Source organism: Rhodoferax sp. GW822-FHT02A01 (genome assembly GCF_038784515.1).
In the GTDB taxonomy this organism is placed as follows: Bacteria; Pseudomonadota; Gammaproteobacteria; order Burkholderiales; family Burkholderiaceae_C; genus Allorhodoferax.
In genome coordinates this window covers 4,223,933-4,236,041 of sequence record NZ_CP152376.1, presented here as the reverse complement: position 1 = coordinate 4,236,041, position 12,109 = coordinate 4,223,933, and the positions used below count along the sequence as shown (strand labels likewise).

General features: G+C 58.7%; 16 protein-coding genes. 7 read left to right on the top strand and 9 right to left on the bottom strand.

Going from position 1 to position 12,109, the window contains the following annotated elements; translation table 11 throughout:
- Positions 1-30 precede the first annotated feature (30 nt).
- From AAGF34_RS20175 to AAGF34_RS20155, 5 genes are all read left to right on the top strand, one after another.
- Entirely contained in the window at positions 31-942 is a 912-nt protein-coding gene (locus AAGF34_RS20175) for a hypothetical protein (protein ID WP_342617493.1), read from the top strand.
- A 160-nt stretch (positions 943-1,102) separates the two neighbouring features.
- Positions 1,103-1,786, top strand: coding sequence for a hypothetical protein (locus AAGF34_RS20170; protein WP_342617492.1), 684 nt, complete (start codon positions 1,103-1,105; stop codon positions 1,784-1,786).
- Positions 1,787-1,792: 6 nt separating this feature from the next.
- On the top strand, positions 1,793-2,833 hold the full coding sequence (locus AAGF34_RS20165; RefSeq protein ID WP_342617491.1) for a trypsin-like serine protease: 1,041 nt from the start codon (positions 1,793-1,795) through the stop codon (positions 2,831-2,833).
- Positions 2,719-3,303 carry an NAD(P)H-dependent oxidoreductase gene (locus tag AAGF34_RS20160; RefSeq protein WP_342621145.1) on the top strand — a complete coding sequence of 195 codons (585 nt, stop codon included), beginning with the start codon at positions 2,719-2,721 and terminating at the stop codon, positions 3,301-3,303. Before AAGF34_RS20165 ends, AAGF34_RS20160 begins: the two co-directional genes overlap by 115 nt.
- Before the next feature lie 70 nt (positions 3,304-3,373).
- The gene (locus AAGF34_RS20155; protein WP_342617490.1) at positions 3,374-3,763 is read left to right on the top strand and encodes a surface-adhesin E family protein; all 390 of its coding nucleotides are present in this window, start codon (positions 3,374-3,376) and stop codon (positions 3,761-3,763) included.
- Here the strand turns inward: AAGF34_RS20155 and AAGF34_RS20150 are convergent.
- The 5 genes from AAGF34_RS20150 to AAGF34_RS20130 form a co-directional block, all read right to left on the bottom strand.
- Positions 3,760-5,019: an N-6 DNA methylase gene (locus AAGF34_RS20150; RefSeq protein ID WP_342617489.1), complete on the bottom strand. Its 1,260-nt coding sequence runs from the start codon at positions 5,017-5,019 to the stop codon at positions 3,760-3,762. The two genes, AAGF34_RS20155 and AAGF34_RS20150, sit on opposite strands and share 4 nt — an antisense overlap.
- A 104-nt stretch (positions 5,020-5,123) precedes the next feature.
- Complete coding sequence (locus tag AAGF34_RS20145) at positions 5,124-5,255, bottom strand: type I restriction-modification system subunit M N-terminal domain-containing protein (protein WP_342617488.1); 132 nt, start codon at positions 5,253-5,255, stop codon at positions 5,124-5,126.
- Positions 5,252-5,941, bottom strand: coding sequence for a hypothetical protein (locus AAGF34_RS20140; protein ID WP_342617487.1), 690 nt, complete (start codon positions 5,939-5,941; stop codon positions 5,252-5,254). Before AAGF34_RS20140 ends, AAGF34_RS20145 begins: the two co-directional genes overlap by 4 nt.
- A complete protein-coding gene (locus AAGF34_RS20135; protein WP_342617486.1) occupies positions 5,934-6,614 on the bottom strand; it encodes a hypothetical protein in 681 nt (226 codons plus the stop codon). Before AAGF34_RS20135 ends, AAGF34_RS20140 begins: the two co-directional genes overlap by 8 nt.
- An 86-nt stretch (positions 6,615-6,700) precedes the next feature.
- A complete protein-coding gene (locus AAGF34_RS20130) occupies positions 6,701-7,111 on the bottom strand; it encodes a PPC domain-containing DNA-binding protein (protein ID WP_342617484.1) in 411 nt (136 codons plus the stop codon).
- A gap of 80 nt (positions 7,112-7,191) precedes the next feature.
- On the opposite strand from AAGF34_RS20130, the gene AAGF34_RS20125 reads away from it, so the two are divergent.
- Both AAGF34_RS20125 and AAGF34_RS20120 read left to right on the top strand, forming a co-directional pair.
- Positions 7,192-7,545: a hypothetical protein gene (locus AAGF34_RS20125; RefSeq protein WP_342617483.1), complete on the top strand. Its 354-nt coding sequence runs from the start codon at positions 7,192-7,194 to the stop codon at positions 7,543-7,545.
- 1 nt (position 7,546) lies between these two features.
- Positions 7,547-8,143: a zeta toxin family protein gene (locus AAGF34_RS20120; protein WP_342617482.1), complete on the top strand. Its 597-nt coding sequence runs from the start codon at positions 7,547-7,549 to the stop codon at positions 8,141-8,143.
- Between the two features lie 52 nt (positions 8,144-8,195).
- Here the strand turns inward: AAGF34_RS20120 and AAGF34_RS20115 are convergent, their stop codons facing one another.
- The 4 genes from AAGF34_RS20115 to AAGF34_RS20100 all read right to left on the bottom strand — a co-directional run bounded on the left by AAGF34_RS20115 (position 8,196) and on the right by AAGF34_RS20100 (position 12,012).
- Positions 8,196-8,792, bottom strand: a complete 597-nt coding sequence (locus AAGF34_RS20115) for an RES family NAD+ phosphorylase (RefSeq protein WP_342617481.1) — start codon at positions 8,790-8,792, stop codon at positions 8,196-8,198.
- 9 nt (positions 8,793-8,801) lie between these two features.
- Complete coding sequence (locus AAGF34_RS20110) at positions 8,802-9,272, bottom strand: hypothetical protein (protein WP_342617480.1); 471 nt, start codon at positions 9,270-9,272, stop codon at positions 8,802-8,804.
- A gap of 167 nt (positions 9,273-9,439) precedes the next feature.
- Complete coding sequence (locus AAGF34_RS20105) at positions 9,440-10,249, bottom strand: hypothetical protein (protein ID WP_342617479.1); 810 nt, start codon at positions 10,247-10,249, stop codon at positions 9,440-9,442.
- Positions 10,246-12,012, bottom strand: a complete 1,767-nt coding sequence (locus AAGF34_RS20100; RefSeq protein ID WP_342617478.1) for a DUF4357 domain-containing protein — start codon at positions 12,010-12,012, stop codon at positions 10,246-10,248. Before AAGF34_RS20100 ends, AAGF34_RS20105 begins: the two co-directional genes overlap by 4 nt.
- Positions 12,013-12,109 lie beyond the last annotated feature (97 nt).

The window sequence follows — 12,109 nt, the reverse complement described above, 5'->3', positions numbered from 1 at the left end:
TCAATCCAGTTGAATCTCAGGTGAGCACCTATGAAATCCAAGCACATAAAACGATTCCTTGCGTCCGTCGCGTGCCTGCTGGTGGTAGCCGAGGGCGCGGTGCGCCTCAGCGGTGCAGTGGATTTCCCGATCTACTCCGTTGACAACGAGATTGGCTACCTACCCGCCCCCAACCAGTCTGGCAAATTCCTGAACAGAAATTCCTGGGTTTTCAACGACCGCAGCATGGGCACCGAGTTGGCTTGGAGCCCTGCCAAGAAGCGCAATCTTCTGCTGATTGGGAACAGCATTGTGATGGGGGGCAATCCTTATGATCAAGCAGATAAACTTGGACCCCTGTTACAGGTCAAGCTGGGTGACAAAGTTACGGTCTGGCCCATAGCGGCCGGGGCATGGACGAATGTGAACCAAAGCGTGTACCTGCGCCGCAACCCCGATGTCTTGCGAGCAGCCGACTTCTTTGTATGGGAATACATGAATGGTGGCTTCAGCCAGCTGAGCCCGGACCGCGGACAATATGTTTTTCCCAGCGAGCGGCCGTTGCTTGCAACCTGGTATGTCTTGAGGCGCTACGTATTGCCAAGGTTTATTGCATTCAATATGAATGAGCTTCCCCCCACTGGACAGTCTCAACAGGAAAACGTGGAGCAGTTTGAGAGACTAGTGGCCGAAATGTCAGCCAGAAAGGGCAATAAGGTGCCTGGAGTTCTATTCATGTATCCAGGTAAGGAGGAATACATCGCGATGCAAAAAGGAACGGACTATGCGCCTGACCGGAAAGAACTGGAACGCATTGCTGCCACTTACGGGTTGAAGATGATCGATGTTGCCAAACGACCTGAATGGAATGTAGGTTTGTATCGTGAGGGGACGCATCCCACGGTAGCCGGCAACAAGGTGTTGGCAGAGATTCTGGCCACCACGATTCAAGAGGCACTCTAGGAATCCCCATCTAATCGTCCTTCATACCATTTTGTTACCGAATTCACATATTCCAATCCAATCGAACTAGAAAACTGCAATCCATCGTTGCGAACCATTTCATGCTTCTTGTGTAACTTAGTTATTTTGTGACAACCACTGTCACAAACAGGAGTACACCATGAAGATTCGATTGATTTATGTGCTGACCTTGGCACTTTCCCTGTGGACCGCCAGCGCATCGGCGGCCAACGTGACGGCGTCCATGCTGGTTACCCAGGCGGGTGGTTTGTCCTGGGATGAGGACCTCTCCGGTCTCATGACCCAGCTGCAGGACGGGACCAACTATGGCAACCCGGACATGTATTACGCCGTGTCCGCCATCAACAACAGTTCGCTGACACAGACCTACACATTCACCATTGGTTCGGCAATCACACCTACCGTGAGCGGGGCCAACACGGTATATACGGAGTTTTCCGGCAGCCTGACGGGCCGCAGAGGGGTGTCCAAGAGCATTGACGCTGTTTTCAGCAGCGGCATCCAACGGGTTGAGCTTTCCGCAGACAACGGCTTGACCTTTGTGAATGCCGGTGTAGATCTAGGACAAGGCACCACATCGACCGGTGCCAGCAGCATCTTCGGCCTGTATTCGGCAATCAATTCGAATGGACCAACGGGCCAGACCTGGAACTACATGCGACTGGTTAGCACATTTACGCTGACCGGTAATAGCGCTGTCGCATTGACCGGCTACGCTTCGGTCACCCCCGTGCCCGAAGTGGATGAGGCGGCCATGCTACTGATGGGTTTGGCCATGCTGGCTTCCGTCGCGCGCTACCGACGCACCAAGCTTGACACCTGAGAACTGATGAACACATCCAAACTACTGGGGGCCAGTCTGTTGGCCGCAGCGCTGATCGCCCCCTTCCCCTCTCTGGCGCTTGTGGGAGGGGCCGGTGTTGCGCCGAACAGCGCGAGCTCGCCGTGGTCTGGGGTGGGAAGCCTCAGTGTAGGGGGCAATCTGTTCACCGGGACGCTGATTGCACCTGGCTATGTGCTGACCGCCGCGCATGTGATGACGGGGGCCAACGCGTCCGATGTCAGCTTCGAGGTGAACGCTGGCAGCAGCTACAGCGTGGCAGCCAGCCAGATCTACATCAATCCGGACTACACCGCCAGCACCGCAGGCAATGCGCCGGGGGACCCCACAGTGCACAACGACCTGGCCATCATCCGCCTGGCAGATGCGGTAGGCACGAACATTCCGTTTTACAGCCTCTACACCGGCAGCCTGCAGGGCGCTGACCTGAACTTTGTCAGCTTTGCCGGCAGCACTTCGGTGAAGAAGACCGGCGAGAACATTGCCGACGTGGTACTCAGCAATGCCGCAGGAACCAACCAGACCTACCTGTTTGACTTCGACGGCCCCGACCTCAGCACCAACCGGCTGGGCGCCAACATCAGCGCCAACGGCACCTTGGGGGCCAACCGGGAAGCGTCCCTGGTCAACGGCGATTCCGGCAGTGCCGCCTTTGTGTACGTCAACGGGCAGTGGCAGTTGGCCGGCATCAACACCTTCGAGGTGACGTTTGCGTCCGGCCCCACCACCAGCGGCGCCTATGGCACGGGCGGCGGCGGCATTGCGCTGGCAGGCTATTCACAGTGGATCAGCAGCGTGATCGCCGCTCCTGTTCCCGAACCGGAGAGTTGGGCGCTGCTGTTGGTAGGATTGGTCGGTATGGTCCCGCTGATACAGCGTAAAAAAGGAACTCCATGGACGCCACAAAACTCGTCATCATCCCCGGTAGCGCGCGCGAAGGCTCGCTCAATCGCAAACTCGCCGCAGTGGCCGCCAAACTGGCAGAGGCTGCGGGAATGGCAGTCACGACAATCGACCTGCGCGCTCTGAATCTGCCCATTTACGACGGCGATCTGGAGGCTGCAGCCGGTGTGCCGCAAGGTGCACATCAGCTGCAGCAAGCTATTGCAGAGAGCGACGCTGTGCTGATCGTCACCCCGGAATACAACGGATTCCCTACCCCGCTGGTCATCAATGCGTTTGACTGGCTGTCGCGCATTCAGGGTTCACCCGCGCAGCCTGCCGGACTATCCATTACGGCCAACAAGCCGGTCGGCTTGCTGTCCGCTTCCCCCGGTCCAGGCGGTGCGCTGCGCTCCATGAACTTCATGCGGCAGTACCTGCAAATGGCGTTTGCCATGCTGGTAGTACCCCAACAATATGCCCAGGGCAAAGCCCATGAAGCCTTCGATGAAGCCGGTGCACTGAAAGATGCAAGAGCGGTACAGTCGGTTGAAACCGTGTTGACCTCGCTCAACACCCTGGCCCAGGCACTGAAGGAAGCCAAGCACCAACGTTAGACTTGACGCCCACTAGAAAAACGGGTCTTCAGATATGGGCGGCGGCAAAAGAGCATTCATCACAGCCTTGATGGGACTACTTGCCGCTGGCGCATACGCAGCTCCAGTCTGGACCCTGGTGGACGAGGACGAAGCCATTGCCATGTCAATCGACGTGCAGTCCATGGTCACCAGCCCTGAGTCCGTCATCGTGGATGTGCTGATCGTCTACAAGCACACACAGCAATACGAGCAAACAGACGGTACCACCGTCCCCTATATTGCCGCGGTGGGCCCGTTCTACTTCGGCTGCACAACCAACAAGTTCGGCGTCGCCAACCGCACCACGCTCTACAAGTCAGCCGACACTTCAGAAGCCCCAATCGGCACCTATCTGGACAAGTCCTTCACCGGCAAGTTCTACATGCTGGACGCGCCGCCCGGCCCCACCCTGCAGAAAATCGCCAAGCTGGTTTGCTAGGCGGCTTCTTCGGCGCCCAGGTCACTGGCAATCAATTTGAACTGTTCCAGCGCGGCTTGCAGGTCTTCCACAATTTCCTGCGCAATCACGGCGGGCGGCGGCAGGTTGTCGCTATCGGCCAGCGAGTCGTCCTTGAGCCAAAAAATATCCAGGCTGGCCTTGTCCCGCGCCACCAGCTCTTCATAGCTGTACGCACGCCAACGCCCGTCCGGGCTTTCAGGTGACCAAGTGGCCTTGCGCTGCTGTCGCTTGCCTGTCTTGTAGAGCGTCACGAACTCGTCCAGGTCTGCGCGCGTGAGTGGGTTGGTCTTGAGCGTGAAGTGCTTGTTAGTGCGCAGGTCATAAATCCAGAGCTGCTTGGTCCACGGCGTTTCGCTTGCGCCCTTCTTCTCAAAGAACAGCACATTGGCCTTCACACCTTGCGCATAGAACAGGCCGGTGGGCAGGCGCAATAGCGTATGCACATCGCACTCGTGCAGCAGCTTCTTGCGGATAGTCTCGCCCGCACCGCCCTCAAACAACACGTTGTCGGGCAGCACCACCGCGGCCCGCCCGTGCGTGGCCAGCAGGGTCTTGATGTGCTGCACAAAGTTGAGCTGCTTGTTGCTGGTGGTAGCCCAGAAGTCGTCGCGCTCGATGGTGTCTTTCTCGGTGCTGGTGCGGCCGTCTTCGCCCACGATGACTGTGCTGCTCTTCTTGCCAAACGGCGGGTTGGCCAGCACCACCTCATAGCGCTCGCCCGGGTCGGCGGCCAGCGCGTCGCCCACCACCACGGGTACCTGTTTTTCGGAGCCAATGCCGTGCAGCATCATGTTCATGGCGCACACCCGAGCCGTGGCCTGCACCAGCTCGTAGCCGGTAAGGGCCTTTTCCTTCAGGTGCTTGAGCTGGTCGCGCGTCAGGCTCTTGTTGTGGCTGGTGATGTAGTTGTGCGCAGTGAAGAGAAAACCACCTGTGCCGCAAGCAGGGTCTGTAATGCGTTCGCCTGGTTGCGGCGCCATGCAATCCACCATGGCCTGGATCAGTGCACGCGGCGTGAAGTACTGGCCCGCACCGCTCTTGGTGTCTTGCGCGTTCTTTTCCAACAGGCCCTCATACGCGTCGCCCTTCACGTCCGCGCCCAAAATGGTCCAGGTCTCGGCGCCAATCAGATCGACGATCACCCGGCGCAACTTGGCCGGGTCCTGAAACTTGTTTTGTGCCTTGCCAAAAATCAGGCCCAGCGTGCCCTTCTGCTGCCCCAGTGACTCCAGCACGTGGCGGTAATGGTCAAACAGCTCGTCGCCATCCTTGCCAGCAGCGAGGGCCAGGAATACGCCCCCAGCACGAAGCAGGCCTGGTTGTGCGGCGGCTGGGCGCGCTAGTCCGCCATTTTGAGGAACAGCAGGTAAGTGAGCTGCTCCACATAGTCGCCATAACTCATGCCGTCGTCACGCAGCACGTTGCAATAGTTCCAGAGCTTCTGGACGAGGGTGTTGGTGGTGGTGTTCATACTTCTTTCAATTGTGAGATCTGCTTCAGCCGTGTTTTAACGGCCTGCTCTCGCTCCGGATCACTCAGCAAACCGGGCAACGCGTTGTGAAAATCGGGCATGTCCAACAGTGCAGCGACAGACTGGCCCACGTGTTTGCGAACGGCCACATCTGCAGTAGCCATTTCCTGCGCCACCGTTGAACGCCCTTCCACTACGGTCATGATGTCTTCCAAGTCGTGGCTCAGGTACACGTCATTTTGACCACGGTCTTTGAAAGCCTCGAACTTGGTTGCCAGAAAGAGCGGAGCCGACAGATGCCGCAATAGCAGCCCTTCTGCTACTTCGACAGACTGCGCTGCTTCAAACCCTACGCGGTACCACGGGTTGGCAAAACCCAGAATTTTTTCATCCAAAGGCACCAGATCCAGTTGCATGCGATTCCAGTACCAGCGAAACGGTGGCGTGTTGTCTGCCATGGTTTGCTTGAAGCCGCGCTGCGTCATACCTTCTGCCAACAGATGGTACGCGGCCAGGGATGCCACTTCCACAATGGCATCTACGTCCTCTGTGGGGCGCACGTCCATCAGGTTGGCGTTGTCCACCAGCAAACCCGTAGCGCAGCCGCCCACGAATACCACCTGCTTGCATAACGGCCCCATCGCCTGGGCCATTGCGATCAACAGACTCAAATTGGGATTAGCCATACATGGGCCCTTTTGCTGGTTTGGGCGCGCCGGGGTCAATCAGCGCTTGCAGACGCTCCAGCGCCATCCCTCTTTCGCGTGCCTTGCCCACCCGCAGCGCATCAAACAGGGCCAGCATTTCATACAGCTTGGCGTCTTGCATAGCGGCAAATGGAACCGACGGGTGCAGTGGCTCCACCCCCACGCCACGCACCGAACCATTGGGGTGCGGCCACACAAAGTCTGTGCTGCCAGGTGCAAACACACCGGCAAACGCGGGGGCGCTATGACTTGTTGGCACACCTACTACCAATGGCAACTTCTCTGCCGGGAAGGCGTACTTAGCGCCATGCAATGCAAATTCGACCAAGTTGTGTAGATGGGGCCGCACTGCGTTGTCGGACGCCGCTTCGCCGTCTGGCAACGCCGAGCGGCGCACCCGCTTGCGAGTAACCCGGTAGATGGCAACTGGCTCCTGCACGCCTAACGCCGCGTTACTGCCAGCATCGACTGGCTGGGACGGCAACTCCCGGTTGGGCAACAACAACCCCGCCTGCAACCCGCGCTTGATGCAGGCATGCGCCTCCGAGACGCTGATGCCCAGCTCCTGCGCCAGCCGCGCATACGTCCAGCGTTGCTCACCCCAAGCCACAAGCTTGAGGGCTACCAGGAAGTCTTGGGGTTTGAGTTGCATTTACATTCAATATTCGTGAATCGCGAATATTGAATGTAAATGAACCGCCATGAAAAAGCAAGCCGTGACACTGAACCGATGCAGTTTCACTTGACTTCCCGAATGACCAGCTCGTCATACCCGGTTTGCGCATCCGGCTCACGGGTGAACTGCCAGTCCGGCAGCAAGGCCAGCAGCACTTCCGCTGTGGTGAGCACGATGCAACCCGGCGCCACATGCCCACCAAGCACCCGCCCCGTGGCCGTGGAAACCGCCATGTGCATATGCGAGGCGGTCTTGTCGCCATCCACTGCCACCGTTCCCGACAGCGTGAGGATTTCCATGCTGCCCGTCAGCCGCGTGGGCTGAGCCGCTCCAGCCAGACGAATACCCGCCGTGGACAGGCTGCCAATGCCAGACAGCACAAAGGCCGCGCGGCAGTTCTGGGCCTGGACGACGGCTTCCAGCGCTTTGCGCAGGTCCTGACCTGGGGTTAGACGGATGGGGATGGTCTTCATATGTCGATACGCCTTGTAAAAACCATATCTTGATCATCATATCCATTTTGGCGCAAAATGCGCCAAACAGGAGAATCACCATGACCCCGACCAACACTGGTTTTGCATCCGTCAAACTGCCCGCCGCGCTGGTGAACCAGGCGCGCGAAGCGGCACAACCCATGCGCCGCTCGGTGGCAGGTCAGGTGGAGTATTGGGCCACGTTGGGGCGCATCGTGGAACACAGCGGCCTTACCGCGCAAGAAGCGCAAACCGCCATTGCCAACTACGAGGCTAGCGTGCAACGCTCCCGTGTCGCCAGCAATGAGTCCACAAACCAAGCCGACGCTTTGCTCGCCCAATTCATGGCAGTGGAAAACGATGGCAGCTTGGCGCAGCGCGTGCGCGAAGTAGTGGCAAGCAACCAAAGCAAAGTCAAACCTACCCACGCGTAAGTTGGCGAAACCCGTCTTTTACCTGCTCGCAGGACCCAACGGTGCGGGCAAGTCCACCTTGTACCGGGCGCTCGTTCTGGCAGGCACCATCCCGGCATCGGCCGAATTCGTCAATGCCGATGTGCATGAAGCGGCCCACCTGCAGCACCTCACCGATCCCGAGCAACGCTCGACGCTGGCCAGACATTGGGCCGATGCGCGCCGGGCCGCTCTGCTGCAGGCAGGGCAGTCGTTTGTCAGCGAAACGGTGTTCTCGCATGCGTCCAAACTGGCGTTGATTCAGGAGGCGCAATCCAAGGGCTTTTTCGTGATGCTGCTTGTGGTGGCACTGGACCACCCCGAGCGACTGCTGGCACGCGTAGCTCAACGCGTCGCAGAAGGCGGCCACACCGTACCTCCAGAGCGCATCCTGGCACGCTACCCACGTACGCTGGAGCATTTGACGCAAGCCGTGCGCATGGCCGACGCCGCCATTCTTTACGACTCTGCTGACGTCACACCCGGCACGCACACAGCCGTGGCAACGTGCAAAGGCGACTGGACGCAAGAGCTGGTGCAACCCTTGCCGGAATGGGCACGTCAGATTCTATGGAGTTGAAAAGTCTGTGACGAAAAAGCCTTGGCCCGGGGGCAGGCGGATGGGTAAGGTTTCATTCTTTCAGGATAGGCACTTGTGATCCTCGGGCCGCGTTTACCACCGCCTTGAGCAACAGCCCGGTGCCAGGCTGCACCAGCGCTTCTGTGGTCACCTTCCTGGTCTTGTCGATGCCATCCATGAACAGGCACACACAGCTGTGACTGGCGTGCTGAGCGGATGCGTACAACACGCCATGGAGCCCCTGTTGCCTGCATGCACGCGCAAACGCTTGGCTGGTTTCGTAACGCATGGACTGCAATACAGGAAAGTGCGTCTCCAGCCCGCGTAAGTCCACCAGCCGCAATGGCGAATGTGTCTCAAAGGTCAGCAGTGCGCGCTGCTCGATGCGAATCCAATGACAGCTGCGCGCCTCTCGGCGAAACAGGCTTTCGTACAAAGCTGTCTCAGGGTTGTCAGCCAAATAGGCGGTCGCTTCATCCGCCAGATCGAAGCGCCCGGCCAAACCACCGGGCGGGGCCAGCACATAGCCTTTGTGCCGCACGCTGTCCTTGCGGGCCGTTGTGCGTTGCACCCTGTACCAGTGCTGGTGCGCGGGAATTTCGAGAACAGGCGGCGTGTGGCCCAGTAAGGATGGTGTTTTGAAATTCATGGGATGAGGTCAATGCGCCTCAGCCGTTGCCAATGCCACGATGCGCTCCAGCGGCGCGCCCTGCTCCAGCGCGGCACGCGGCGTCTGGCCATCCAGCGCAGTGGCAGGGGACTCCAGAAACGCCAGCAACTGCCAGCCATCGGGCGTACCCAACTGCTTGGCCACGGGCTGCAGCGCAGGCCAGATCGCAGGTTCAAACTGCCAGCGCGGCAGCTTGAACCCCCGGCGCAAATGCGAGACGCCAATGCAGCGGCCCGACTTGATCCAGGCGTTGATGGTCACCCGCGTGGTGCCCGCCAGCGTGGCGGCTTCGTCGGTGGTGATCATGTCGGCGGCCTCCATGCGCTCGCGGCGGTACTGCGCGCCGGAGCGCAGCACGGCTGCAGTCTGCGCGGCAGTGGCGTAAGGGCTGGCATCAGAACCATGGCGAGGCTGTGTGGATTCGGGGGCAAACGGTGAAGTGAGAGCGAGAGTGTTCATGCGTGCAAAGCTCACTGGCAAGTTAATGCACTAATTTTAACGCATTTGGTTAATTTGGGAAGATTCGTTAAGTTGGGAAATTCCTATAGCCCCATCTGTTACGCCAGAATGTTTGACCCTGGAGCCAGCATTCATTGCGCATACGACTAACAAAACGGAAGCAGGCCTCAGCGCACACCGAAAATCCAGCCCTCCAAATCCGCCATCGCACGCTCGGCTAGCGTAAGCGGCGGGGAAAAGTAAGCGGCCAAAGAGCCATGGGCAGCCATCCCCGCCATCCACTTGGCCGTGGCATAGGCATCCTGCTGATCCGTGGTGCGCGCATCCCGCGGGAAGCGATTGCGAAAGATCGATGGGTACACCTCCACAATGACCGACTTACCCGGCGCGGGCGTCCAACCGTCAAACGGCCAGAAATGCACCTTGTCGCCCGCTTGATCACGAAGCCACTTGAGCCACGGGATGCCCGCATGGGTGGACTTTGCTACCGAGCCTTGCACATCAAACAGAAACACGCTTTTGGCAGACGACGTCCATTTCTCAGTGAGGCGAAACTCGTCCGCCGTGCCGGTGCGCGAACCTGGTGGCGGCGCATCGCCACTGCGGTACAAGTTGCCGTCGCGCACAAAGTCCACATACACGTAGTCACCATGCGTGGGCCAGTGATGCACAAAGTCCGCCAGAAACTGCGGCCAGCTCTCCAATCCATAGCGAGCAAAGTAGCTCATGGGCATTGAAAATCCGTGGTCAATGCCCGCCAAGAACCGCGTGCCCTTGTTCACCTCGTTCAGTAGCTGCTCAGCAACCTCGCGGCGCGTCCAGTTGACACGCTGGCCGTTGTTGGAAGGCGTAGGACTATGCCAAGCCTGCGCATCACCAGAGTCGGCCTGCACCGCATACACCTGCAAGCCCTTGAGGCGAGATGTAGGTGCTTCGGCGCCGGAATAGTCGATACCGATGTAGCAATCAAAGCTCACGCACTTGCCTCCGCTTCCTGCAGCTCCTTGAGCGTGCGCCCATCGGCCGCCTTCCATTCGACGCGCCCATTGGCACTGCGGCCAAGAACCACGGCTGCCGCCGTGCTCGGAGAACTGAAGCTGTAGTCCTGCGTGAATAGATAGAGCCCGCCCTGCATCGCCAGCACGCCGTTGCCAATCAACTCCTGCCGAACATCAAACATGCCCCGCACATGCTGCGCCATGCTGGGTACGGCCTCTGCCACCGCCTGCGACCCCGCCCGCACCACAAAGCCCTGGCTGGCCTCATAACCCGTGGCCTGTACCCCCTTACCCTTGCAGGTGAGCACCGGGCCCGCCTTGGCGGCAGGAGCCTTGGGCGCCTGCTCAAACGCATGCACCCCCAGCACTGGCAACATGCCCAGCATGTGGCCCAAGAAGACTTCCATGTCGGCCCGGTCAGCCTCGCTCAGGGAGGGCTCAGCGGGCTGGTTGGCGTTGTCCAGCGGCAAGCGCTTGGCTGCGCGAGCCAGTGCGATGAGGCGCGACTCCAGAAACTGCACATGCGCCTTGTTGAGCTGCCCAGCCGTAGTGGTGGTGAAGCCGATGGCGCGGGTCCAGAAATCCTTTTGCGCATAGTGGCTCTCCAGCCGGGGGCGTATGGGGTCGCCCTCGCCCACGTAGAGCATGTCGCCCTCAGGCTGCATTTTGGAAATCATGTGCAGCAAGAAGAGTAATGCACCGTCGTTGATGCGCGGCAGGCCTGGGCCAAAGCGACCTTTGAAACCAAAGGTGTCGTGCTCTTTGGTGACAAAGTCTTTTTCAGGTTTCCACTCCACACCAAAGGGCGGGTTGGCCAGCATGAAGTGGAAGTGTTCGTCTGGGTGGCCGTCGCCATCTGCAAAACCGTCTTTGGGTTTGCCTGTACCCAGCGTGTCGCCAAAGACGATGTTTTTGACATCCTCGCCTTTGATCATCAAGTCCGAACCGCAGATGGCAAATGACTCGGGGTTGTACTCCTGCCCAAACAGGCGCACATCGGCGCTGGGGTTGAGGCCTGTGTCCGGGTCAATGATAACTTTTTCAGATTCCGACAGCATGCCGCCCGTGCCGCAGGTCGGGTCGTAGATCTTGATGAGCTTGGCCTTGCGGTACACCAAGTCGTCATGCGTGAACAGCAGGTTGACCATGAGCTTGATGACCTCTCGGGGAGTAAAGTGGTCGCCAGCCTCTTCGTTGGCCTGCTCGTTAAAACGGCGCACCAAGTCCTCAAACAAATAGCCCATGGCAATGTTGGGAATGGTGTCAGGGTGCAGGTCCACTGCGGCAACCTGTTTGACCACATCAAAAAGGCGGTTGGCTTCGTCAAGCGTAGCTATCTCTTCCTCAAACTTGAACTTCTCAATGATCTTGCGGGCACGGCTGGAAAACCCCGCCATGTAGTTCACCAAATTGGCAACCAACTTGTCCGGGTCACCCAGCAAAGTTTGAAAGGTGAACTCGCTGGTGTTGAAGAAAGCCAGGTCAAATTTGTGAAAGACCATCTTTTCAATGGTCTCGGTGTCGTACTTGGGCTTACCGTCTTTATCGGTTTGCTCTTTGAGCCGTTTGTGATACTTGATGACTGCGTCTTTAGTGGCTTCCAGCACGCAGTCCAGGCGGCGCAACACGGTTAACGGAATCATGACCCGGCGGTACTGGGGTGGCCGATACGGGCCACGCAGCAGGTTGGCAATATTCCAGATGATGTCGCCGTGTTGTTTGAATGCGTCTAGGTTTTTCATGCAGGCGATGACTTGGGTGAACGATTGAAATGTGTTGTTTTTTTGCAGAGAGGGCAAAGAACAGCCCTATTGACTCCTGCTTTTTGCTCTGGCGTCA